The organism is Xanthomonas sp. NCPPB 3582 (assembly GCF_041475735.2).
In the GTDB taxonomy this organism is placed as follows: domain Bacteria; phylum Pseudomonadota; class Gammaproteobacteria; order Xanthomonadales; family Xanthomonadaceae; genus Xanthomonas; species Xanthomonas codiaei.
In genome coordinates this window covers 4,359,655-4,382,929 of record NZ_CM192968.1, presented here as the reverse complement: position 1 = coordinate 4,382,929, position 23,275 = coordinate 4,359,655, and the positions used below count along the sequence as shown (strand labels likewise).

Annotated in this window: 18 protein-coding genes, 1 other RNA gene and 2 pseudogenes; 10 read left to right on the top strand and 11 right to left on the bottom strand. The window is 67.1% G+C overall.

What is annotated here, in order from left to right:
- Positions 1-125: 125 nt before the first annotated feature.
- A complete protein-coding gene (locus ACCQ05_RS18575; protein ID WP_228963840.1) occupies positions 126-1,712 on the bottom strand; it encodes an SDR family NAD(P)-dependent oxidoreductase in 1,587 nt (528 codons plus the stop codon).
- A gap of 413 nt (positions 1,713-2,125) precedes the next feature.
- On the opposite strand from ACCQ05_RS18575, the pseudogene ACCQ05_RS18570 reads away from it, so the two are divergent.
- A pseudogene (locus tag ACCQ05_RS18570) lies at positions 2,126-2,284 on the top strand (SPFH domain-containing protein); the annotation flags it as partial.
- Positions 2,285-2,290: 6 nt separating this feature from the next.
- On the opposite strand, the gene ACCQ05_RS18565 reads toward ACCQ05_RS18570, so the two are convergent.
- Positions 2,291-2,366: non-coding RNA, sX9 sRNA (locus ACCQ05_RS18565), on the bottom strand.
- A gap of 62 nt (positions 2,367-2,428) precedes the next feature.
- Here ACCQ05_RS18565 and ACCQ05_RS18560 point away from each other — a divergent pair.
- Both ACCQ05_RS18560 and ACCQ05_RS18555 read left to right on the top strand, forming a co-directional pair.
- Positions 2,429-3,061: pseudogene (locus ACCQ05_RS18560) on the top strand (SPFH domain-containing protein); the annotation flags it as partial.
- A gap of 152 nt (positions 3,062-3,213) precedes the next feature.
- Entirely contained in the window at positions 3,214-4,200 is a 987-nt protein-coding gene (locus ACCQ05_RS18555) for a glutathione S-transferase family protein (protein ID WP_372392043.1), read from the top strand.
- A 68-nt stretch (positions 4,201-4,268) separates the two neighbouring features.
- On the opposite strand, the gene ACCQ05_RS18550 is transcribed toward ACCQ05_RS18555, so the two are convergent.
- From ACCQ05_RS18550 to ACCQ05_RS18530, 5 genes are all read right to left on the bottom strand, one after another.
- Positions 4,269-4,730 carry a membrane protein gene (locus tag ACCQ05_RS18550; protein ID WP_029218863.1) on the bottom strand — a complete coding sequence of 154 codons (462 nt, stop codon included), beginning with the start codon at positions 4,728-4,730 and terminating at the stop codon, positions 4,269-4,271.
- A 307-nt stretch (positions 4,731-5,037) separates the two neighbouring features.
- Positions 5,038-5,961 carry a CPBP family intramembrane glutamic endopeptidase gene (locus tag ACCQ05_RS18545; protein ID WP_372392042.1) on the bottom strand — a complete coding sequence of 308 codons (924 nt, stop codon included), beginning with the start codon at positions 5,959-5,961 and terminating at the stop codon, positions 5,038-5,040.
- A 25-nt stretch (positions 5,962-5,986) separates the two neighbouring features.
- On the bottom strand, positions 5,987-6,472 hold the full coding sequence (locus tag ACCQ05_RS18540; RefSeq protein WP_372392041.1) for a MarR family winged helix-turn-helix transcriptional regulator: 486 nt from the start codon (positions 6,470-6,472) through the stop codon (positions 5,987-5,989).
- A 341-nt stretch (positions 6,473-6,813) separates the two neighbouring features.
- Positions 6,814-8,070, bottom strand: coding sequence for a VWA domain-containing protein (locus ACCQ05_RS18535; RefSeq protein WP_372392040.1), 1,257 nt, complete (start codon positions 8,068-8,070; stop codon positions 6,814-6,816).
- Positions 8,071-8,203: 133 nt separating this feature from the next.
- Complete coding sequence (locus ACCQ05_RS18530; protein ID WP_372394171.1) at positions 8,204-8,863, bottom strand: YiiX/YebB-like N1pC/P60 family cysteine hydrolase; 660 nt, start codon at positions 8,861-8,863, stop codon at positions 8,204-8,206.
- A 177-nt stretch (positions 8,864-9,040) separates the two neighbouring features.
- On the opposite strand from ACCQ05_RS18530, the gene ACCQ05_RS18525 reads away from it, so the two are divergent.
- Together ACCQ05_RS18525 and ACCQ05_RS18520 are read left to right on the top strand one after the other, a co-directional pair.
- Positions 9,041-9,379 carry a DUF3817 domain-containing protein gene (locus tag ACCQ05_RS18525; protein ID WP_228963849.1) on the top strand — a complete coding sequence of 113 codons (339 nt, stop codon included), beginning with the start codon at positions 9,041-9,043 and terminating at the stop codon, positions 9,377-9,379.
- Between the two features lie 217 nt (positions 9,380-9,596).
- Positions 9,597-11,546 (top strand): alpha/beta hydrolase family protein, encoded by a 1,950-nt coding sequence (locus ACCQ05_RS18520; RefSeq protein WP_372392039.1) that lies wholly within the window; start codon positions 9,597-9,599, stop codon positions 11,544-11,546.
- Positions 11,547-11,679: 133 nt separating this feature from the next.
- Here ACCQ05_RS18520 and ACCQ05_RS18515 read toward each other — a convergent pair whose 3' ends face one another.
- A complete protein-coding gene (locus ACCQ05_RS18515; protein WP_372392038.1) occupies positions 11,680-14,004 on the bottom strand; it encodes a S9 family peptidase in 2,325 nt (774 codons plus the stop codon).
- 160 nt (positions 14,005-14,164) lie between these two features.
- Positions 14,165-15,256 (bottom strand): DUF1615 domain-containing protein, encoded by a 1,092-nt coding sequence (locus ACCQ05_RS18510; RefSeq protein WP_228963854.1) that lies wholly within the window; start codon positions 15,254-15,256, stop codon positions 14,165-14,167.
- Positions 15,257-15,615: 359 nt separating this feature from the next.
- Between ACCQ05_RS18510 and ACCQ05_RS18505 the strand changes: the two genes are divergently transcribed.
- From ACCQ05_RS18505 to ACCQ05_RS18495, 3 genes are all read left to right on the top strand, one after another.
- Positions 15,616-17,484, top strand: coding sequence for a GGDEF domain-containing protein (locus tag ACCQ05_RS18505; protein ID WP_372392037.1), 1,869 nt, complete (start codon positions 15,616-15,618; stop codon positions 17,482-17,484).
- A 107-nt stretch (positions 17,485-17,591) separates the two neighbouring features.
- Complete coding sequence (locus ACCQ05_RS18500) at positions 17,592-18,080, top strand: Rrf2 family transcriptional regulator (protein ID WP_228963857.1); 489 nt, start codon at positions 17,592-17,594, stop codon at positions 18,078-18,080.
- Between the two features lie 107 nt (positions 18,081-18,187).
- Positions 18,188-19,087: an NAD(P)/FAD-dependent oxidoreductase gene (locus tag ACCQ05_RS18495; protein WP_228963860.1), complete on the top strand. Its 900-nt coding sequence runs from the start codon at positions 18,188-18,190 to the stop codon at positions 19,085-19,087.
- A 397-nt stretch (positions 19,088-19,484) separates the two neighbouring features.
- Here the strand turns inward: ACCQ05_RS18495 and ACCQ05_RS18490 are convergent, their stop codons facing one another.
- Entirely contained in the window at positions 19,485-20,336 is an 852-nt protein-coding gene (locus ACCQ05_RS18490) for a class I SAM-dependent methyltransferase (protein ID WP_228963862.1), read from the bottom strand.
- 475 nt (positions 20,337-20,811) lie between these two features.
- On the opposite strand from ACCQ05_RS18490, the gene ACCQ05_RS18485 reads away from it, so the two are divergent.
- Positions 20,812-21,687 carry a DMT family transporter gene (locus ACCQ05_RS18485; RefSeq protein ID WP_167394438.1) on the top strand — a complete coding sequence of 292 codons (876 nt, stop codon included), beginning with the start codon at positions 20,812-20,814 and terminating at the stop codon, positions 21,685-21,687.
- A gap of 142 nt (positions 21,688-21,829) precedes the next feature.
- Here ACCQ05_RS18485 and ACCQ05_RS18480 read toward each other — a convergent pair whose 3' ends face one another.
- Positions 21,830-22,600 carry a transporter substrate-binding domain-containing protein gene (locus ACCQ05_RS18480; protein ID WP_372392036.1) on the bottom strand — a complete coding sequence of 257 codons (771 nt, stop codon included), beginning with the start codon at positions 22,598-22,600 and terminating at the stop codon, positions 21,830-21,832.
- 347 nt (positions 22,601-22,947) lie between these two features.
- Here ACCQ05_RS18480 and ACCQ05_RS18475 point away from each other — a divergent pair, with 347 nt between their 5' ends.
- Positions 22,948-23,157, top strand: coding sequence for a hypothetical protein (locus tag ACCQ05_RS18475; RefSeq protein ID WP_372392035.1), 210 nt, complete (start codon positions 22,948-22,950; stop codon positions 23,155-23,157).
- Positions 23,158-23,275 lie beyond the last annotated feature (118 nt).

Genomic DNA, 23,275 nt, shown 5'->3' with positions numbered 1-23,275 from the left:
GCGGCGATGCCGGCCGGGACGGCCCTCAAGGCCGCCTGGTGTGCTGAGGCCACCAGTGCCGACCTGCGCGTGCGGCCGGCTGCGGCAGGCGATGCCGCTGCGTTACCGCGCCACTGCGCCGGCGCTCACCAATCCGTCGGCGCGTAGTCCTTCAGGAACTGGCCCCACACGTGCTGCCCGGTATTGAAGCCGTGGATGATGGGGTCGACGATGCGCGCGGCGCCGTCGACGATGTCCAGCGGCGGGTGGAAGCGCTCCTGCTGCACCTTGAGCGCGGCGATGTCGGCCGGATCTTCGTCGGTCACCCAGCCGGTGTCCACGCTGTTCATGTGGATGCCGTCGTTCTGGTAATCGGCCGCCGAGGTGCGCGTCATCATGTTCAACGCAGCCTTGGCCATGTTGGTGTGCGGGTGCCGGGTGGTCTTGAAGTTGCGGTAGAACTGGCCTTCCATCGCCGAGACGTTGACGATGTGCTTGTCGCGTTCGGGCGTGCGCAGCATCAACGGCTTCAAACGCGCATTGATGATGAACGGTGCGACGGCGTTGACCAGCTGCGTCTCCAGCAGTTCCACCGAGGGCACTTCGTGCATCAGCAGACGCCAGGAGTTGCGCCCGCGCAGATCCACCTGCTGCAGGTCCTGGTCGAGCCGGCCGTCGGGGAACAAATGCTCTTGCCCCACCAGCTCATCGTCGAGCAAGGCAATCTGCGACAGCTCGGCGGCGCGGGTGAGACCATCGGCATCGGCAAGGCCGCGGCCGTGTACCGCCGGCAGCGCGGTGGCCGAGGCGTCGCGCAGCAGCTCGGGGGTGCGCAGGCCCTCGTAATGCCCAACGAGTCGTTGCACGGTTTCCGGCAGTTCGTGCAGTGCGGCGGTTTCGTTGGCCATCATGTGTGCATAGAACTGCGGCGGGCGGCGCACGGTCTGGCAGGCGTTGTTGATGATGAAATCCAGCCGCTGCCGGGTGGCCAGCAACTGGCTGCAGAACGCTTCCACGCTGGGCGTGTGGCGCAGGTCCAGACCGAACACCTGCAGGCGGTGGCCCCATTGCGCAAAGTCCGGCTCTTCTGCATAGCGGGCGGCCGAATCGCGCGGAAAGCGCGTGGTGACGATGAGCTCGGCGCCGGCGCGCAACAGTTTCAGGCCGGCCTGGTAGCCGATCTTGACCCGCCCGCCGGTCAGCAAGGCCACGCGTCCGCGCAGGTCGGCGGTTTCGGTGCGCTTGAAGAAATTGAGCTCGGCGCAGGCCGGGCACATCTGGTCGTAGAAATGATGCAGCTGGGTGAACTTCTGCTTGCACACGTAGCAGTGCCGCAGCTCCGGCGAATGCATCGGCTCCGGCGTAGCGCTGGCATGTTCGCCGTTGTGCGCGTCGTGCAGGCCGGCGGCATGCGGCGGAAAGTAATTGGGCGTGCTGAACACCGGTTTGCGCCGCAGGGCACGGATGCCGCGCTGTTCGAGCAGGGCTTCGGCCTTGCGCACCTTCTCCTGATGGCGTTCGCGCTCACGTTGCTTGAGCAGCTGACGGCGCGCCTTGGGCTCGGGGTGGTAGACCCGTGCCACCACCTGGTGCAGGCGCACGCGGTCGGCCTCGGGCAGGGTATCGAGCACGCTGCGGTCGGCGTCGATGGCCTCCAGCAGATCCAGCGCGGCGCGCAGGCGGTCGGTGAGCGGCAGGTCGTCGGCGGGCGAGGGCGGGGCGGTGGTGTTCAAGACAGATCCGGGAAGAAGCGGTACGGGCCGTAGCAGCGACGGCGGGCAGCCGGGAAAGCGCGAAGGCGACAGGTGAGGACGGCAGTGCTGCCGGCTGGCGGCCAGCGATCAGGCCGTCGCATGGACATTTTCGCCGATTGTGGGGTGGTGGCGCCAATCGAGCGGCCGGACAGCGCACCAGGCAGCCCGAGAGGCGACGCCCTGCGCCGGTCCGGAGCAACCGCCTGCGCGCGCTTCCGGGTGCAGCGCCCACCTGTGGCAGGTGTGCAGCGAACAGGCCGGCTGGGCAAGGCAAGGGCAGCTGCCGGCAGGGCATGGGGCGGACGTCATGCCACTGGCGCGACGGCTCGCCGCCTGGCTATTGTTCGCCGCTATCGGAAGGGCAAGGGTGCCTACCGAACAGGGGGAAATCGATGAAGACGTATGGGCTGGCGCTTGGGCTGGCGGGTGTGCTGTGTGCGTGTACGGTGGTATCGCCCGACCCGGGCCAGAAGGCGGTACTGGTGGACAAGCCGTTGCTGTTCGGCAAGGGCGGCATCCGGCTAAACGATGTGCGTGAGCCGGGCAGGACTTAGAGCGGCTAACAAAACGTAGCGAGCGGTCGTCAGGTGGGTGCGGACGGCGCGGAGGAACCGCAGTGTACGCGTGGTACATGAGGATTCCGAGCACCGACCGCGCCCGCCTGGCGGCCGCGCAGTAGTTTTGCTAGCTGCTCTTATACGTGGCTGACCAGCTCGGCCACGTATGTGGACGTGACACCACAGACCGTGCAGGTGGCCTTCGACGATTTTTCGTCCAGCGACAACATCCTGTTGGATTTCTCAACGCAGATTCAATATCGCATCACTGCGCCGGCGCCGTTGCTGTCCGGATTCGGGCCGGACTGGTTCAAGAACAATGTCGCCAGCCAGTACGCGTCCATCGTGCGCGACCAGGTCAAGCGTTACGACATGACCAGGATGATGAGCGATCCGGAGACGGCCAGTAAGATCGACGATGCAGTGACGCAGAATGTGCGCGCGCTGGTCAAGCAACAGCGGCTGCCGATCGAGATCCAGAACATCACGCTCGGCCGTGCGCGGCCGAATCCGGATGTATTGCAGCAGATGAACCTGACTGCCGCGCAGCAGCAGCGGGTCAAGACCCTGGTCGAAGCCACCACCGCCGAGCGGCAGCGCGAGCAGGAGCAGGTAGCCAAGGCCGATGCCGACAATGCCTATCGCAACCGCATGGGGCTGACGCCGGAGCAGTATCTGGCCAGCCAGATCGCCGAGCTCAATGCCGAGGCCTGCAAGAAGGCGCAGGCCTGCTACATGGTGCCGTCCGGCACCTCTGTGATTGCCAGATAGCACGCCCATGAGGGACAGGCCGCGCATGGCCTGTCCCGGCGCATGCAGTGCCTGCTGCAGGCTGCATCCGCGCCGAGCAGCGTGGCGACTCACGCGCTCTCCCGACCGGCTGGGCTACGGTGAGCGCCTGTTGATGCGCATGGGAAAGCAGCATGGGCCTGCTGGTCGAAGGCAAGTGGCAAGACCGTTGGTACGATACCGACAAGAGCGATGGGCGCTTCGAACGCTCGCAATCGCAGTTTCGTCACTGGGTGACGCCCGACGGCGCTCCGGGCCCGCATGGCGAAGGTGGATTCCAGGCGGAGGCAGGGCGCTACCACCTGTATGTTTCGCTGGCCTGCCCGTGGGCGCATCGCACGCTGATCTTCCGTCAGCTGAAAGGGCTGGAGTCCTTGATCGATGTGTCGGTGGTGAACTGGCTGATGGGCAAACACGGCTGGACGTTCGACGTGGGCCCGGGTGTGGTGCAAGACCCGGTCAATCACGCGCGTCGTCTGTACGAGGTGTACCTCAAGGCCGACCCGCAGTATTCCGGTCGGGTGACGGTGCCCGTGCTGTGGGACCGCGAGCGCAGGACGGTGGTGAGCAACGAGTCGGCCGATATCATCCGCATGTTCAACAGCGCGTTCGATGCGGTGGGCGCGTGCGCAGGCGATTATTATCCGGAGCGGCTGCGCACGCAGATCGATGCGGTCAATGCGCGCGTCTACGACACCGTCAACAATGGCGTCTACAAGGCGGGATTTGCCACCACCCAACAGGCCTACGAAGACGCGGTGGTGCCACTGTTCGCGTCGCTGGACTGGCTGGAGGCGCGCCTGGGCCAGCAACGCTACCTGTGCGGCGACAGCGTGACCGAAGCCGACTGGCGGCTGTTCACCACGCTGGTGCGCTTCGATGCGGTGTACGTGGGGCACTTCAAGTGCAATGTGCGGCGCATTGCCGATTACCCCAATCTGTCGGGATTCCTGCGCGAGTTCTACCAGATGCCAGGGATCGCGCAGACCGTCGATTTCCGCCACATCAAGGGGCATTACTACCAAAGCCACGCCACGATCAACCCCACTGGCATCGTGCCGATCGGGCCAGCGCTGGACCTGGACGCGCCACATGGACGTGGCAGACCTAACGACGGCTGATCCGGCATCATCGTGCCGCCTGATCGCCAGTCAACTGCCAACGGCGCGCCGGCGCGTCCCCGGTTCGATCATTCCTCGGCGGCGCTGCGCACGATCAGCGCTGCCGCGCCCACCGAAATGGCGTCTTCCACTGCCCCCGTGCTGGTCTGGCCGTACCGTTCAATGGCGCGCATGCGCAGATTGAAGGTGAGATAGGCGGCACCGACCGCAGCGGTGGCGCCCAGCACGGCAGCCAGGCCGCGCTGGTGGCGGGGCGCAAGCGCGGCGCCGGCAATCATGCCGGTGGCAACACGCGCGATCATGCCCGGCAGCACGATACGGTCGGGCGCGGTCTTCATCTTGTCGCCGGCGATCTCGCCGCTGGCCAAGGCGAGCATGCCGGCCGATGCCAGCGGATTGGCGAGCAGGCGCGGGGCACCGTTGTCGCGCGGAAGCTTGCCGCTACGCGCGGCGTTGGTGACCGCGGCCAGTGGCGTCATCGAGCGCATGCCGGCCACCGCGCCCATCAGGATGGAATGAATCAAAGCCATAGACACCTCTGCGCGTACCACGGCCGCAGGCGGGATGCGCTGCGTGCCGGCACGATCTACCGATACCGGCAGCCTAGGCGGTGGCATGTGTGGGCCTTGGCAAGATGCGCTGCACGCAGCGTGTGGAGACCGCAGTGCCCGGCACTGGGGACGTGCCGCCAGGTGACTGGCAGCGCGTCGCATGGCGCAGAGGCTGCGCTGCCATTGTCGAGACCGTCGTACGTTACCGCTGCGGCGACAACGACAAAGCAGCTCCAGACAAGCTACCCAGCGAAGCCTGGGACAATCCCCAATCCCCAATCCCCAATCAGCGCACTGCGAACCCGCCCGACCGCCATGCCTTCCAGACGACCGCCAGGCCTACCGCAAGACAGACCAATGCCGCAGGCAGCGATGCCTCCGGGCCGAACACACCGCCGGTCAGCATGTCGGCCATGGCGGTGTTCGGCGTGCTGCGGGCGATCGCCTGGCCTGGTGCAATGCCCGAGACGGCAGCGCCGAACAGATAGCCCTGGGTGAAGTTCCAGGCGATGTGCACACCGATCGACACCCACAGGCGGCCGGTGAGCGCATAGAACGCGCCCAGCATGACACCGGCCTCCAGGGCGATGCAGATCGCGGCCACGACCGTGGCGTTCGGGTTGCCCAGATGGCTGAGCCCGAATACCGCAGAGGACACCGCAAACGCCGTCCAGGGGCCGAAGGCGCGCCACAACAGACGCAGGATTGCCGCGCGCATCATCAGCTCTTCCACGACGCCTGCCTGCAGGGCCTTGCGCAGCGGCGTCCATGCCGATGCCGGGCCGATCAGCTGGATATCGTAGAGACCGAACAACGCCATGACGCCCATGACGGCGGAAAACATCGCCGCACCGGCCAACAGGCCGATTCCCAGCTGCGGCAGCATGGGGCGCAATGCGATTTCGGACGGCGTACGGCGTTCGGCCAGGCGAACGGCCAGCGCGTAGATGCCCAGCGCCAGCAACGCGCCCAGCACGCTGACGACAAATTGCAGCGGCTCGTCGCTCTTCGGCCAGAGGCCGCCGAAAAACCGGCTAAACACGCCGGTGGGAATGGCGACCAGGAAGAACAGCACGATCGCCCAGCTGCATGCGCGCAGCCAGCGCAGGCGGCCAGGAGCCAGGATGCCCTGCTCGCCCAGGGCAATGGCGTGGGGCGTGTGCGTGGCGGTCACCGCGATACGCGTCGTGGATTGCGTCACTGCATGCATGTGCGACTCCTTGTGGATACACCGGTCATTGGTCGGAACTGCGGGGGACGACATCAGTGGCTGCGGCGATGCGGGTTGCGAACGGGCGCCGCTGCAATGCGGCGATGGCTTCGGCCAGGACGGCCGACAGCGGCATGGAGAGCTCGGCATCGAGCTGTGCCGCCGCCGCATTGGTCGCCGCCCACTGCTGCTCCAGGGCGGGAACCAGGCGACGGGTCCTGGCAGTGAGGACGACGATGCGTTCGCGTGCATCGGCACCGGGCTTGAGCACGACCAGACGCTGCTTGGCCATTTGCGCGACGGTCTGGCTGGCGGCGGAGTGGGTAATGCCGATCTGCTGTGCCAGCACCTTGATGGATGCCGGGCCAAGCTGCATCAGCACGCGCAACACCGGTGTGTAGCGCGGCCGCCAGGGCAGCCCCGAGGCCGCGTAGACCGCTTCCAGATCGCCGTCCAGCAGCTCGATCAGGTGCCGGACCAGGGTGCCTAATGTGGGAGTGCGCGTGCTCATGGCGCAAATGTATAAGCGCTGTTGTATCTACGCCATGTGCCGGAAGTCGGGGGGGCAGTGCGCGAGCCGGTGGCGGCTTGGCGCCAGCGGGGATCGGATGGACGGCAACGGACTGCGCCGTGCCGGTGATGGCTGCTGGTTGGCTGCGCGCGCCGATGCGCTGAACGGGTCCAGCGCCATCGCCCGTGCATCGGTCACCCTGTCGTGGTGCGGGTGAAAGCGTCGCTAGTCATGCCCGCCCACAGCGCAGTGCCAACCGCGCGGCGATGCAAGGCCGCCGCGGCCGGCGTGTGCCCGCACTCACGCGGGCACAGCAGCCAGCGAGCAAATGCACTTGGCGATTACAGGATGCCCTTGGCCTTGGCGTCCTTGAGCCATTGCGGGAACTCTTCCATCAGCAGGTCGTAGAGCCGTTCCTCGGGCACCTGATCCAGGCGATCGAGAGCAAAGAAATTGCAGTTGTCCACGACACGCCCGCCCATATCGTCCAGCTTCTCCAGGATGCCGTAGCCGCGGCCGCCCAGTCCGACGAATTGCCAGAAGATCGGCAGCTTTGCCGCTTCGATCATCAGCTTGGTGATTTCGCGATCCTGGTGCACGCCGCCGTCGCTGATGAAGAGGATGTAGACCGGCGTCCGGTCGCCGCTCTTCTTGTAGTAGTCGATGACCATGCGCATGGCCTTGGGTTCGTCGTTGATCCGCATGCCCACCGGCCACTTCTTCCAGCCGCCGGCATCGCGTTCGACAAAGCCCGCGAAGTTCTGCAACGACACCGCAGACAATTGCGTCGGCGAGGCCCCGAATGCCCAGCAGTCCAGCGTGCCATCGTCGTCGAAGTGCACGGCAAGCGGAATCAGCCGATTGATCACCTCCTGGACATGACCGCGGCTGTACTGCGAATTCATCGACCCTGAAGCATCCAGCACCAGCCCGACGCGCGCCTTGACGTGCAGCAGCTGCGCCTTCTCCAGGCTGACCTGGGCCTTCTTGGCCAGGTTCACCAATTTTGGCGCGGCGCTGGCCACACGTTTTTCCAGCGAGACTTTCGTATCGGGCACGGCAGCAGGTGGCGGTGGCGGCGGCGATGGGGCGTCGGTGACTTCACCGCCGAAGTGGACCACCAGGGCATCCAGGCCGGCATTGAAGCCCTGCAGGTTGGCGACGATGCGCCACTGGCCCTTGCTGCGGTAGATGTCGGCCACCATGATGGCCTTTTCGGCAGCGAAGCTCGCGCCGGAGAACGTGCAACGTGCCACTTCGATGCCGCCGCTGGCGAGCGCGAAATAGCTGTCCTGGATATCGCGCATTTCGCCGGCGCCATCGATGGACGCGGTGAACACCAGGCGGTCGATCGTTGCCGGCAGGCTCGCCAGGTTCAGCGTGAAGGTATCGGCCGGCCCCTGCCGCACGCTTGCGCACGGGCTGCCTGGCTGGTTGAAGAACACCATGTAGCGGTCGTCGGACAGCTTGCCGGCGGCATCCACGCCAAAGCACACGTAATCGACGGTGCGCTGCGTGCCGATCTTGATGGACAGGGTGAACTCACGCTCTTGGATCAGGCTGGACAGCGGGACGCGTTGGCCTTGCGACAGTTGCATCTCAACTCCTTTGAGGACGATCGGTGCGTGAGCGTACAAGGTTGCCGTGCGCGCAGCCACACACGCGACGCGTCTGCGAACCTGCCGCGCGCGCAGGCCGGCACGGGCTTCCACCGCACGCCGCAACGGGCGATCACGTTCCCGGGAAGACGGCGACGCGCACCAGCGCCGGCGCACGCGCCATATCGTTGGGATTGGTGCCGGGTACATCCTGCGGAACCGCCATGCCGCGGCTGCGATAGAACTCGGTCCAGTACGGCGAGATGGTGCCGGTTTGCAGGTTCCTGAAGTTCATCGGCTGCAGGGCGAAGACGTGGTGAGCGCGGAACGCACGTTCGATGAAGTCCGAGCAGTAGTAGCTGTCCTCGTTCGGAACATAGGTGTCGTTATACGGCTTGCCCAACATGCCGCGCGCCTGGGCGATGGCGTCGGCAATGGCAGGCCGATGCGCGGGCGTGAGCCGGTACACCACGATCTGCCGATGCTTGGCAACCGCTTCCTCGACGAACTCACGCAACGGCTGTTGTCGCGAGCCCTTCTGGTCGGCATGCAGCACCACCTGCGTACGCCCGTCGTGTGCGAGCAGTGCAACGTGATCGAAGCTGGGAGCGCCCTGCCGGGCGGTGGCATCGTCGATGGCGCCGCTCAGACCGGTGCGTGCTGCCGTGACGAACAGCAGGTCGCCATCCTGGACACGCAGGGCATGTGCCGATGCCGGCAGGAGTACGAAGAAGGCAAGGAGCAGCAAGGCAATACGCACGGCGAGAACCCGAGCAGACAGCAGGACCTGCATTATCGCCGGGATATGCGTCAGGTACGTCACCCTCGTGGGCAGCCGCTGCAGGATGCGGCCGCTGCGTGCATCCGAAGCCCGCTGCGCGGCGCGCGGCATCGGGGCTAGACTGCGCATGCCAGCGGGCGTCGCCGCCGCCAACGTGTCGCGGCAATCTTTTTCCGTCTGGAGGTGTGCATGCGTGCGTCGTTCTCTGCGTTGTCGCCGATGGGCCGGCTGTTTGCGGTCGCTGCGTTGATCGAGGGCATCACCTGGGCCGGGCTGTTGCTCGGCATGTTTCTCAAGTACGGCACGCAGACCACCGAGGCGGTGGTATGGCTGTTCGGTCGCGCCCACGGGGCGGCGTTCGTGTTCTACGTGGTGGTCAGCGTGCTCGCCGCGCTGCGGCTGCGCTGGCCATGGTGGGCGTGGGCATTGAGTCTGCTGGCGGCGCTGCCGCCCTTGGTGACGGTGCCGCTGGAGCTGTGGTTCCGGCGGATCGGCTTGCTGGGCCGGCGGAGCGCTGCCGCGCGCTGACCGATCGCGTTGATGGGGGAGGCATGCAGCGCCGCGTGCAGCGGCGGTGCAGCCCATTACAGGTGCGGGCGTTGCCGCGGGCGGCGTGTCGTTGCGCGCCTGCGCCGGCTGGTCGGTCCGACGCCGCCTGCCGAAGGGCATGGACGCCGCGTCTGGCGTTTGCCACCATGGCGGCCTCAAGCATGATCGCAGGGGGGGCGATATGCGGTGTTGGAAGATGGGTGTGGTGTGTGTGCTTGCCTTGGCCGCGGCGATGCCGGGACAGGCGCAGGAAGCGGTGGACCTGGCGCCGTACCTCAAGCGGGATCAGTTCGAACGCATCAAGATTTCACCGTCGGGCGCCTATTTTGCGCTGACCATGCCGCTGGAGGACCGCACCGTGCTGGGCATCGTGCGGCGGCAGGACAAGGTCGCCACCGCCAAGGTCACCGGTGGCGCCAACAGCGTGGTGGACGATTTCTGGTGGGCCAGCGATGAGCGCATGGTGGTGTCGATGGCGCAGCGGCTGGGCTCGCGCGACGAGCCGGTGGCGATCGGCCAGCTGCACGCCATCGATGCCGATGGCAAGAACAGCCGGCTGCTGGCCAGCCCCTACGGCACCAATCCCGACATCAACGGTGCGCAGCAGCTGAAGATGGAGCTGGATCCGGCCACCTTCGTGCTGGACACCTTGCGCGAGGACCCGCGCAACATCCTGGTGTCCACGGTGCCATTCGTGGGCGACCCCAGCATCCGCATCGACAAGCTGGATGTCCAGACCGGCCGGCGCAGCACCGTGGCCACCTCGCCGGTGCGGCGCGCGCAGTTTGCGACCGACCAGCAGGGCCGGATCCGCTTTGCCCGCGGGTTGGATGTCAGCAACGCCAGCAAGCTGTATTACCGCGACAACGATGATGCGCCGTGGCGGCTGATCCACGACGCCGCCAGCAGCAAGAATCGCGAGTTTCCACTGGGCTTTTCTGCCGATGGCACGCTGGCCTACCTGCAGGTGGAGCAGGCGGTCGGCCCGGATGTGCTGGTGTCCTGGGATCCGGCTACCGGCAAGAGCGCGCCGTTGCTGCGCGACGAAACCGTGGATCCGTACCGCATCCTGTTCGATCTGGACGGCAGCACGCCGATCGGCGCGTCCTACATGAGCGACCGGGTGCGCAACCGGTTCTTCGACGAGACGTCGCCCACGGCCAAGTTGTATCGCAGCCTGGAGAAGGCCTTCAACGGCGATGCGATCTATATCACCTCGGCCACCAGCGACCGTCGCCTTGCAATGGTCTATGTGTGGAGCGACCGCAACAACGGCGACTACTACCTGTTCGACACCGTGAGCAAGAAGGCCGACCGCGTGTTCGGCAGCCGCGAGTGGTTTGCGCCCGATGCGGTTCCGCCGAGCAGGCAGGTGAGCTTCAAGGCGCGCGATGGGCTGGTATTGCACGGCTACCTGACCCAGCCCTTGCACGCCGACCCCGGCAAGCCGTTGCCGTTGATCGTGATGCCGCACGGCGGGCCGTTCGGGATCTTCGACAAGTGGCAGTTCGACGACGATACCCAGTTGCTGGCGGCTGCCGGTTATGCGGTGCTGCGCGTCAACTATCGCGGGTCGGCCAACTATGGGTACGCGTTTACCCAGGCCGGTGCCAGGGAGTGGGGCGGGCGCATGCAGGACGATGTCACCGATGCCACGCGCTGGGCCATCGCTGAAGGCATTGCCGATGCCTCGCGCATCTGCATCTATGGCGCCAGTTATGGCGGTTACGCGGCGCTGATGGGCGTGGCCAAGGAGCCTGCGCTGTACCGCTGCGCAGCCGGCTACGTCGGTGTGTACGACCTGGAGATGATGTCGCGCGATACCGGTCGTCACGCACGCTGGGCCAAGAACTGGACGGTGGATTGGCTGGGTGCGCGCGACACCCTGGCGGCACGCTCGCCGGTGACGTTGGCGCGGCAGATCAAGGCGCCGGTGTTCCTGGCGGCCGGCGGCAAGGACGAACGTGCGCCGATCGAGCACACCAAGGCGATGGAGCGTGCGCTCAAGGGCGCCGGCGTGCCGGTGGAAGCGCTGTACTTCCCCAACGAAGGCCATGGTTTCTACACCGAAGCGCATCGGCGCGAGTACTACACGCGCCTGCTGGCGTTCTTGAGCAAGCAGCTGGGTGGCGGGACTGCGAAATAAGGCAGGCACCCCATCAGGTGTTGCCTGATGGGGCGCACGCTCCAGAGCGCCTGCGGTGACGGTGCATGCACTCCCGCATCAACGACGCGAGCGCGGCAGCGTCGATGGTCGACGATGTCGCTTCCCGCGTCGCTCACTTCTCCGGCATCGGCTTCATCTGGTATTGCGCCGGCGGGGTAGCGCCGAGCAGGTGTTGCACGAAGTAGTCCCAGCGGCGGCGGGCGACATAGGGTGTGAGATCGCCGTAGCTGTGCTTGGCGTTGGGCAGCATCAGCATGTCGAAGTCCTTGTTGGCCTTGATCAGCGCATCGGCCACCAGCAAGGTCAGGTACGGCGGCACGTTGTCGTCCAGCGTGCCGTGCACCAGCATCAGCTTGCCTTTGAGCTTGCTGGCGTGGGTGGCGTTGGCCTGGTCGTCGTAGTTGGAGGTGCCGTCTTTGTTGACGATGTGCTCGCCGTGATACTTCTCGGCCCAGTCGTCCTCGTAGCCGCGGTTGTCGTGGTTGCCGCTTTCCGACCAGGCCACCTTGAACAGGTCGGGATACCGCAGCATCGCGGCGGTGGAGGCATTGCCGCCGCCTGAGTGGCCCCAGATGCCGACGCGGCTGGTGTCGAACCACGGGTAACGCTGGCCGAGTTGCTTCACCGCCGCCACCTGGTCGGGCAAGGTGTTGTCGCCCATGTTGGCGTACCAGGTGTCGTGGAAGGTCTTGGAGCGCCACGGCGTGCCCATGCCGTCGATGGCGATGACGATGAAGCCCAGTTCGGCCAGCGACTGGTTGTCGCCATGGCCGGCGAGGAAGCTGCGCCCGCGCACCGAGCCGGTCTGCGGGCCGGGGTAGACGTAGTCGATGACCGGGTACTTGCGTGCGGGGTCGAAGTTGCTCGGCTTGAACATCAGCCCGTACAGCGGGGTCTTGCCATCGCGTGCGGTGACGGTGATCGGCACGGGCGGTACCCAGCCGGCCGCCTTGAGGCGGCTGATGTCGGCCGTCGCAATCGTGTTGAGTGTGCGTCCGTCGGCGGCCTCGCGCAGCACGCTCACCGGCGGCGTGACCGAGGTGGAATAGGTATCGACGAAGCGCTTGCCATCGGGCGACAGCGCGATGCTGTGGTCGGCGACCTCGGGCGTGAGCAGCACCGGCTCGCCGCCGTCCAGGCTCACCTTCCACAGCTGCTGGTAATACGGATCCACGCCCGGCAGCTTGCCCACGCCGACGAACCACGCCGTGCGGCTCACCGGGTCCACGCGCAGCAGTTCGGTGACATTGCCTTGGCCGGTGGTGATGGCACGCTTGGGTTTGCCGGTGGCCAGGTCGTACAGATACAGCTGGCCCCAGTCGCTGCGCTCGGAGAACCACACCGCCTCGTTGCTGCCGGGCAGGTAGGCCCAGTTGGCCGCGACCTGGCCGCTTTCGTAGTAGGTCTTTGCGGTTTCGTCGAAGGCGGTGCGCACGGCGCCGGTCTGGGCATCGGCAATGCGCAACCAGACCTGCTTGTGGAAGCGCGAGGTCGAGGCGAACGCCAGGGTCTTGCTGTCCGGCGCCCACTTCACATCGTCCCACAGGCCCGTCGAGCAGCTCACGTCGTCGCACAGCGTGGAGCGGTGCTGGTCGGCGGGCATCTTCAGCCGCACCACGCGGGCGCCGGGCACGTCGACGATGACGCGCTCGATCATGGTCACGTCCTTGTCGCCAGCCAATGGATACTTCCACGACTGCAGTTCCGGATGCCCGAGCTTGGTGCTTACCAGGTACATGTCGCCGGTCTTGCGCTGGTCCTGCTGGAAGGTGGCGATCTTGCGCGAGTCCGGCGACCACGCAACGATGGCGTTGTCGCTGTGCTGCCAGCCGGCGTTGTCGGTGGCGTAGCCGAAGTTTTCCACGCCGTCGCGGGTGAGCTGGGTCTCCTTGCCGGTCGCCAGCTCGCGTACCCACAGGTTCCAGTTGCGAATGAACGCTTCGCTGCGCTTGTCCGGCGACAGCACGCCCGGTTCGGGCTTGTCCTTCGCATACAGCTTGCTGCACCTTGCACGCGCATCGCAGAGCACCGCCGTGTCGCGCACGCTGAAACGGTAGCGGCCATCGGCGCTGAGGCTGACCTTGGGTGCGAGGGTGGCGGCCTTGAGCGGCTTGTCGCCGGTCTTGAGCAAGGCATTGAGCGAGGCGGCCAGTGCGGCGGGTTTGAACAGCGGTGCGGTCTTGCCGGTGGCGGTGTCCAGCTGCAACAGCTGGTCGCCCTTGGCATCGTGGTCGACGTAGACCACGTGGGTGGCATCCAGCCAGCTGACGCGCGTGGGGGCATGGTCGACCAGGGGCTGGGCGGCGTAGTAGATCAGGCGTTCGGCACGCGCGTAGTCGGCCTCGGTCACGCTGGGGGCCTGCGCATTGGCTGCGACAGGCAGCAAGGCGATCGACAGGGTGGCGAGCAGGCGGCGAAGCGGCAACGGGGTGGGCATGTGGACCTCATCGAAAGGACACCCGCCGGCAACGGCGGCGCAACCTCGCATGCTACGTGCGCGCGCGCGGCACGCGACCCTGCCAAAGGTCGTGCCTTGTCGCGCAACGAAGGTGTCGGACGTGGCGCGGCATGTGCCGCGCGTCCTGCGGCGGGTGCACCTACTTGGCCATGCAGCGCTTCCAGCGCTCGTTCACCCGCTGCGCAAACCAGGCGGTGGTGAGCGTGCGGGTGATCTTGGGGCTGTCCAGGGTGATGCCCGGCAGTACCGCGCGCGGCAATGGCGTGCCGGCAGCGCCGTCGGCCAGCGCAAAGACCTGGCGATACAGCGCGCTGTCTTCGAATTCGAGCGTGGTGCCCGCTTCCAGGGCGGTCCGGATCTGGCGGTCGCTCATTGCCAACTGGCTGCCAAGCGCGCGTGCGGCGCGTTCGGTACCGCCGGGTGCGTCCAGGCTGGCTCCGGGGGTGAGCAGGTCGCCGTCCAGCGCGAGCGCGATGCCGCTGGCCTTGCTCAGCGCGGCTTGAAACGCGGCGTTGCGGCTGGCGTACCAGCCGGCGTTGAAATCGGCGAAGCGGTACAACAGCGCGTCGTAGTTGGTCGGGTAGCCCAGCAGATGGGTGGTGCCGAACCACAGCCCGCCGCGGCGGGTGAACACCTCGTGGCGGATCGAGCCGTCGAGCGGATACGGATAGCGCTCGGCATGTCGTTCGGCAAAGGCGATGCTCACCTGCATCGGGCCGGCGGTGTGCACCGGGTTGAGCCCGTCGAACAGGCGCGCGCCCAGCGGCACGCTGCCGCTGAAGTCCTCGAAGATGCGGCTCAGTTCCTGCTCGGTGCGCGCGGCGGCAATGCGGGTGGCGTAGCTGCGGCCGTCCGGCGAGGTGATCCGCAGCGCCGCTTCCACCATGAAGGCGGGGACGTGGTGCGCGCTGGCGCGGCGACCGATTTCGGCGCGCGAGATCTTGCCCAGGTTGGGCACCACCGGGTTGGCCTGGTAGGTCGATTCCTGCTCGGTCACCGCCAGCACCGCGCAGATCTGGTCGGCGCTGGTGTCCAGCGCCTGCGAGGACAGCGCCACATACACATCGTTGGCCCAGCCGGCGCGGTCGGGCAGCGTGGCCGGCAGGCGGCGGACGATATCGGCCTTGACCACCTCCGGCGAGCGTTGCGGCGCACGCGGGGTCTGGGTCGCGCAGGCCGACAACAGCACGGCGGCAAGCAGGGGCGGCACACGGCGCAGGGGCAAGCTCACGGCATCTCCAGCAGGGTCGGGGGCGGCAGCGGCCATGCGCAGTTTACGTCCCCGGGCAGTGGCGGCGTCGTGCCTGCGCGTGAGCGCGGCGCGGCGATTCAAGTCTTCTGTAGCCGGGCCGATAACGGGCTCGACCACTGCTGGCGATCACGTTACAGGCGAGCTGCGCCGGTCATGATGGCAGCCGCATCACCTCGAGCGCGCAGGCCTTGCTGTCTCGCTTACTGGATTCCACCGCTGTGCGACCACGGGAGTGCCTGAGATGCCGCAGCAAACAGCCAGTGCCCAGGTCGGCCGGGTGGTCGTGGGCGCGGCGCGCCAGCGCTGTGGTCCCGCTTCGCCGTGAGCGATCGTTGAGCATGCCTGCGACGGTCTGGCGGGGCGTGCTCATCGCGTGCCTGTTGCTGGCGATCAGCGCCGTGGCCTGTGCGCAGCCGCAGCCGTGGAAAACCATCGAGTCGGCCACGCTCGACGACCCGGTCGGCGCGTTGCAGATCGCCCAGCAGGCGCTGCAGAGGGCCAGGGCCGAGCACGACAGCGACGCGCAGTTCTGGGCGTCGCTGGCGCAGGCGCGGGTGCTGATCTCGCTGGAGGACAACGAGGCGCGCCAGGCGGCGTTGACCCGGGCGCGCGGCCTGCTGGACCAGGTGCACGGCAGTGCGGCGCAGGCGCAGCTTTGGCTGGACATCGTGCAGACGCTCAGCGATGTGCGCGAGAACCCCAACCGCAGCGTGGTGGCGCGCTTGAACGGCCTGCGGCAGCAGGCACGCGCGCTGGGGCGCAGCGATCTGCTGTGCGAGGTCGAAGCGATCGACATGTGGAGCATGCTGGCCTCCGGCAGCAGCGACGAAGCCTGGAGCGCGGCGCAAACCAGTTACCAGTGCGCCGCGCGCGAAGGGCTGCTCGGCCTGGAGGTCGATGGCCTGACCCAGCTCGGCTCACTGGCCAGCCGTGTCGCCGGCAAGGTGGCCGACGACAACGATGCGCAGGACTACCTGCAGCGCGCCCTGGCGCGCCTGCACGACCAGCCGGCGCGCTTCCAGCGCAGCCTGATCGAATACGAATACGGCAGTGCGCTGGCGCTGCAGCAACCGGCGGCGGCGTTGCTGCATTTCCGGCGCGCGCTGGCGTTGAGCCGCGAGCTGGGCGATCAGGCCGGCGTGGCGGCGGCGCTGACCAATGCCAGCGAGGCCTTGATCAGGACCGGCGATGCCGAGGCAGCCTTGACGATGGCGCGCGAAGCGCTGCCTCTGATGCAGAAACAGGGCAATGTTGGCCGCGTGGCGGCCTGCCATACCGTGCTGTTGCAGGCGCTCACCGCACTGAAATCGCCCGAGCTGGGCGGTGCGATCACCGCGGCCAAGTCCGCCGACGACCCGAATCTGGCCCTGACCGGGCGTGCCGAGCTGGTCGATGCCATCGCCCAGGCGCTGGCCGCCGAAGGCCGGCACGCCGAGGCCTACCAGGAGTTGCAACGCTCCAACGCATTGCGCGCGCAGAACCTGGGCCGCCAGCGCGACACCGTGATGCTGCGGCTGCAGGCGCGCTACGAAGATGCGCGCCGCGACGCCGAAACCGCCGAGCTGCGCCGCCGCAGCGAAACCGCACGGCTGGCGCTGCAGGCACGCGAGGCCGGCCAGCGCGCGCTCTGGATCGCGCTGTGCGCGGCCTGCCTGCTGCTGGTCGGTGCATTGGTGGTGCTGGCGTTCGGTGCGCGCCATCGCCGCCAGCTGTCGCGCCTGGCCATGCGCGACGAACTCACCGGCCTGCCGAATCGCCGTGCCATCCGCGTCGAGGCACAGCAGCAGATCGACCACGCCTTGCGTACGCAGACGCCCTGCATGCTGGCCCTGATCGACCTGGATCATTTCAAGCTGATCAACGACGTGCATGGCCACGCCGCCGGCGATGCGGTGCTCAAGGCGCTGGCCAGCGCCTCGAAGCTGGCGTTGCGCGCGCAGGACCGGCTGGGGCGGCTGGGCGGGGAGGAATTCCTGCTGGTGTTGCCCGGATGCAGCCCGGACGAACTGCCGGCGGTGTTCGCACGCCTGCGCAACGCCGTGGCTGCCATCGCCATCCCCGGCCTGCCCGCCGAGCAACCGGTGCGGTTCTGCATGGGCGCGGTCAGCGTCGCACCGGGGAGCGGGCTGGACGTGTTGCTGGGCCAGGCCGATCTGGCGCTGTATGCCGCCAAGACCGCCGGGCGCGATCAGTGGGCGGTGTGCTGAGCCTGCGGCGCAGCGACGTGCTGCGATAATGGCGTGGTGCTGCGGCACAATCGTGCAGCGACGACGACAGGTCGTTGCCGTGAACCGACCGACCACCCCAGGACCGCATGCGCACCGATAGCCGTCTCTCCCGCATGTTGCACGTGCTGCTGCACATGGCCAGAAGCGCGCAGCCGATGACCTCCGAGCAGATCGCCGGCATGTTGTCGACCAATGCGGTGGTGGTGCGCCGGACCATGGCCGGGCTGCGCAGTGCCGGTTACGTGCAATCGAGCAAGGGCCACAACGGTGGCTGGCAGATCGCCTGCGATCTGGCGCAGGTGACGCTGCTGGATGTGCATCGCGCGGTCGGCGGCCCGCACCTGTTTGCGATCGGCGCCGATCAGTCCAACCCGCAGTGCGGGGTGGAGCGCGTGGTGAACGCGGCGATCGCCGATGCGCTGGCCGATGCCCAAGCGCTGCTGCTGCATCGCCTGGGGTCGGTGACGCTGGCCGCCCTGGCCAGCGACTTCGATGCGATGTGCGGCGCCGGCACGGCAACGCCAGGCACGCCGGCAAAGGCCGCAGGCAAGCGCAGCCGCACGCTGCAGCGTTGATCCCGCACATATCCGGCGCAGTGCGCGGCACTGCCCCGGGGTTGAGCTGTGCGTCTTTTCATGTAACATTGAAAATTACATAAATGGCGTAGCGACCGGGAGCGGACATGCAGCACGCGGTGATCATCATTGGCGGCAGCTACGCGGGGCTTTCCGCCGCCCTGCAATTGGCGCGCGCCCGGCGCACGGTCCTGGTGGTCGATGGCGGCCAGCGGCGCAACCGCTTCGCGGCGACCTCGCACGGTTTTCTGGGGCGCGATGGCGAATCGCCGGCGCAGATCGCCGCCGAAGCGCGCGCGCAGCTGCTGGCGTATCCCAGCGTGCAGTGGGTCGACGGGCAGGTGACGCAGCTAGGTGGGCAGGCCGATGCCTTCCAGGTCACGTTGGCCGATGGCAGCGGCCACACCGCACGCCGCCTGATCCTGGCCACCGGCGTGGCCGACCAGTTGCCCGCGGTCGCCGGCCTGTCCGAGCGCTGGGGCAGGCAGGTCTTCGTGTGTCCCTATTGTCACGGCTACGAGTTGCAGCGGGGGAACATCGGGGTGCTGGCGACCTCGGCGTTTGCGGCGCACCAGGCGGCGATGCTGCCGGACTGGGGCGCTACCCGCCTGTTCTTGAATGACACGCTGGTGCTGGACGCTGCGCAGCAGCGGCAGCTGCAGGCGCGCGGTGTGCAAGTGGTCGGCGGTGCGGTGGCCGCATTGCAAGGGGAGGGCGAGTCGCTGGAACTGGTGTTGTGCGATGGCCAGGCGTTTGCGCTGGATGGCGTGTTCGTCACCCCGCGTACCACCCTCAGCCCCTTGGTCGCGCAGCTGGGCTGTGGCAGCAACGATGGTCCCTTGGGAAGCCACGTCGCGGTGGATGCGCTGCAGGCCACCACGGTGCAAGGCGTATTCGCCTGCGGCGATGTCGCCAACCCCGCCGCATCGGTAGCCTTCGCCGTCGCCAGCGGTGCAATGGCCGGCGTGGCGGCGCATCGCACGCTGATCTTTGGCCTGGATGGCTAGCGGCAGCGAATCGTCGCCTGAAACACCACGGTCGTGGCGCCAAGACCGCAATAGCTGTGCAGCGATCGTCGATCACGCCGCACAGCCACCAGCGATTGCAGCAGCGCTGCGATCACACCGGTGCGAATGACTCTGCTTCCAGAAGCAGCCGACACAACTGTTGCGCAGCGGCCGAAAGGTGCGGCCGGTGCTGCGAATCGGCAGGGCCATCCCGACACGCCGATTGCCAGTGCGCTGTCCTCACCCGCCTGACGACTGCCCGCTACCGTACATGGCTCACTGCCGGCGACGCGGCTGCTGCAGCGGACGCTTGTGCACGATGGACTACGCGCACGGGGTGGTGTCGAAGGGGCGGCATCGCAGATCCGTTGCGCGGCCAGGCAGTACGCCGCGCGCGTTACCGGCGCGCGGGCAAGATGGCGAGCACGCCGTCGAGCGCGAGCTGGGTACTGAAGCCGGCCTTGGCAAGCCGCTTGCTCACCTCGTTGGGCACATCGCGCCCGCTGGTGAGCCTGTTCGGCGCGCCGGTGTAGTGGAACAGCCGCCCGCCACGGCGCAGCACACGCGCCAGGTGATCGTAGAAGACCTGCGAATACAGCTCGCCGGCAATGCCGAAGCGCGGCGGGTCATGCAGGATAGCGTCCACCGAGTCGTCCGCAAGCGTGTCGATCTGCTGCGACACGTCGGCATGGACCAGCTGCAGGCGCCCAGCGGCCGATGCCGCATCCGGGTCCGGCGACCATGGGTTGAGCGTGCGCAACCACAGCACGTCGGCGTTCTTCTCGAACGAGCGCAGCTGCGCCACGCCGTCTTCCAGGCAACACGCCGCGAAGTAGCCCAGCCCGCCGCAGGTATCGAGCACGCTCTTGCCGCGCGGATTCACCAGCGCCACCTTGCGGCGCGCATCCTCGAACGGCGACAGCTGTGCCGACGGCAGCATCTTGATGCCATCGATCTCGAAGGTGGGCGCGCCCCATTCGGTGGGCACCAGCTTGATCAGCGCACTGCCGAAACGCGAGATCGGCGCGAAGTCGTCGTTGTCCCAGAAGTACAGCGTGCGGTCCTTGAGCTTGCCCGGGTAGGGGTAGCCGCGGCCACGCCATTGCCAGGTCTGCATATCCAGTTGTGCGGTGTCGGTGCTGCGGCCCAGATCCAGCGAGCCGGTCCACGCGGCAAGGCCCGCACTACGCGCCGCCAGCAGCGCCTGGGCATCGGAAAGAGTGAGCAACGGTCCGGAATAGTGGGGCACGCGTCAGGGTCTGCTGGGCCGGCACGGGTCTGCGCGCCGCTGCGTGAAAGGAACGGCATCGTAACCGACCCATTGCACCGCGGCACCTGCGCCGTTGCCTGCATCGCGCCGTAGCGGTGCGGCCGGCTCACCGCGGCAGGACCGCCCGCGTCGCGCCAGCGTGGCGAGCGTTCAGAGTGAGCGCACCTGTGCAGTGGCAGGATCCTGCCGCGCCAGCTTGCGCGGCAGCAGTGGGCGAGTGCGCCTGCCGCAGGTGCATGGTGGCGGCCGCCTGCGGCACGTCGCCGACGCGCTACCTTGCCTGGTACGCAGCGCCCTTTGCCGATGCGGCAGATGGCCGGCTGCCTGCAGGCCTTGCCTGGCGCTGCCGCCGTGCGAACCCGGCGCGGTTCCGCTGACATCCGTCCGGTCGCATACTGCGGGCTGCCCACATCCACGGCTGGTCTGGATCGGCATCAACCGTGGAGTGTCGGCAATGCTGAAAGGTGTGTTGTTGGGGTTCGCCTGCTATGCGGCCTATTCGATCAGCGATGCATTCGTGAAGCTGCTGGAAGGCAGCCTGCCTGTCTACGAGGTGCTGTTTCTGGGCGCCTTGCTGATGCTGCTGGCGGTGCCGTTCCTGAAAAAGCCCGACGACCGGCTGCGCGAGCTGGTCATGGCCAGGCAGCCTGCGTTGTGGCTGTTGCGCGCGCTGACCGGTGCCATCGGCAATCTCACCTCGGTGATCGCCTTCACCACCTTGCCGATGGCCGAAGCGTTTGCGCTGATCTTCCTGATGCCGATCTTCGTCACCGTGCTGTCGGTGGTCTTTCTCAAGGAAGAAGTGCGCTGGCGACGCTGGACGGCGGTGATCGTGGGCTTCATCGGCGTGCTGATCGTGCTGCGGCCCGGGTTTCGGCATCTCACCCACGGGCATGTGGCAGCGATCGTCTGCGGCCTGGTCGGCGCCATCTCGGTGATCGCCCTGCGCATGGCCGGGCATGGCGAAAAGCGCCTGACGCTGTACGGCGCCGGCGTCATCGGCCCATTGGTGATGGGCGGCATCCTGATGTTGCCGAGCTTCGTCTGGCCCTCGCTCTACCAGTGGGGCCTGCTGGCCGGCTACGGCCTGCTCGCCGGCCTGGCTGCCATCTGCATGATGTACGCCACGCGCCTGGCGCCGGTCAGCGTGGTGGCGCCCACCCAGTACAGCCAGATGCTGTGGGCGATCGGCTTCGGCTACCTGCTGTTCCACGACCATCTGGACTGGCCGATGGGCGTGGGCATCGCACTGATCCTGGGCGCGGGCCTGTTCACGCTGATCCGCGAGGAACAGGTCTCGCGCTGGTGGCGGCGGACCAAGATCGTTTAGGCGGCGCTTTGCGCCTTGGGATTTGGGATTGGGGATTGGGGATTTGCAAGAAGCAAGAGCAAGTGCTTCGGCTCAGCGCGACGTGAGCGCAGTAGTGCTGTTGCGAATCCCCAATCCCGAATCCCGAATCCCGAATCCCCAATCAAGGCCTCTGCCAGGCCTCAACCAGACCGGCATACTCGCCGCTGGCCTTGCTCAGGTGCAGCCATTGGTCGACGTAGGCTTTCCATGCAGCGTCGTCGCGCGGGAGCAGGAAGGCCTTTTCGCTGTATTGCAACGGCTGCTCGGGAGCGATGGCGCACAGGCCGGGCAGGCGTTTTTGCTGGTACAGCGCTTCGGAGGCGTCGGTGATCATGACATCGGCGCGCCGCTCCACCAGCTCCTGGAAGATGGCGGTGTTGTCGGCGAACAGGCGCAGTTGCGCGCGCGGCAGCTCGCGCCGTGCGAAGGCTTCGTTGGTGCCGCCAGGCGGTTCGATCACGCGTACCTCGGGCCGGTTGAGCTGCGCAATGCTGCGGTAGCGGGCCTGGTCGGTGCAGCGCACCAGCGGAATCTTGCCATCCACCTCCAGTACCGCACTGAAGCTGGCCTGGCGCTGCCGCGGCAGGGTCACCGAAATACCGCCAACGGCGATCTCGCAGCGGTCGGCAAGCAGATCGGGCAACAGCTGCGGCCAGCTGGTACGCACGAAGCTGATCCGCGCGCCCAGGCTATTGGCCAGCGACTGCACCAGCGCGATATCGCTGCCTTCGAACGTGCCGTCGGCGCGCAGCAAGGAATAGGGGCGGTAGTCGCCGGTGGTGCACACGCGCAACACACCGGAGGCAAGCACTGCATCCAGGCGTGAGGCTGGCGGAGCCGCGTGCGCGACGCCGCAGGTCAGCAGCAATCCGATCAAGATGCGAGCGCGCATGGCATGGCTCCGAGAGGGAGGCACATGATAGCGATATGTGTGGGTGCGACAGCCTTGCAGATCGGCGCAGGCGGAGTGACGCAAGGCGAAGGCCATCGCTGTCGTGCACCCTGCAGTGCCGGTGGAAGTGTTGGCCCATCAACGGCCGCTGTCGGCTTGGCCACACGTTCTGCAATTGCTATCGCGCCAGTGGGTGTCAGGTGCAACGGCGCCAGCTTCACGCACCGAGGGCGCAACAATCCCGATGGCCTGTCAACACGACGTTACGGCGCAGGCTGCCTGGCTCACAGCCGGGTAGCGTCAGCCGGCCTAGCGTGGTCCCACCCATCGCGTCCACGGAGCCACCCATGCAGCTTACTCCATACATCGATCGCCAGATATTTACGTTCGCCATGTCGATGCATGGCACACCAGATCCAGATACGAACGAAGACGAGATTCCATTGGAAGAGCGGCCTCCCCAGAAAGGCGGCTTGCGCGATGAGGTCGGCGAACTTGAGAGGACTGATGACAGCGCCCTGCCGGGGCGTGTCGGCGGAGGTCTTGCGGGCGGGTAATCGGTCGCCGCCGCCTGTATCCGATGCCACGCGTGACAGCCAGTGGTGAGACGCTGGCATCGACCTTTCTGCGCGCTTTCTCCAGACCTGCTGCACGAGAGTCCCCATCCGAATCGGC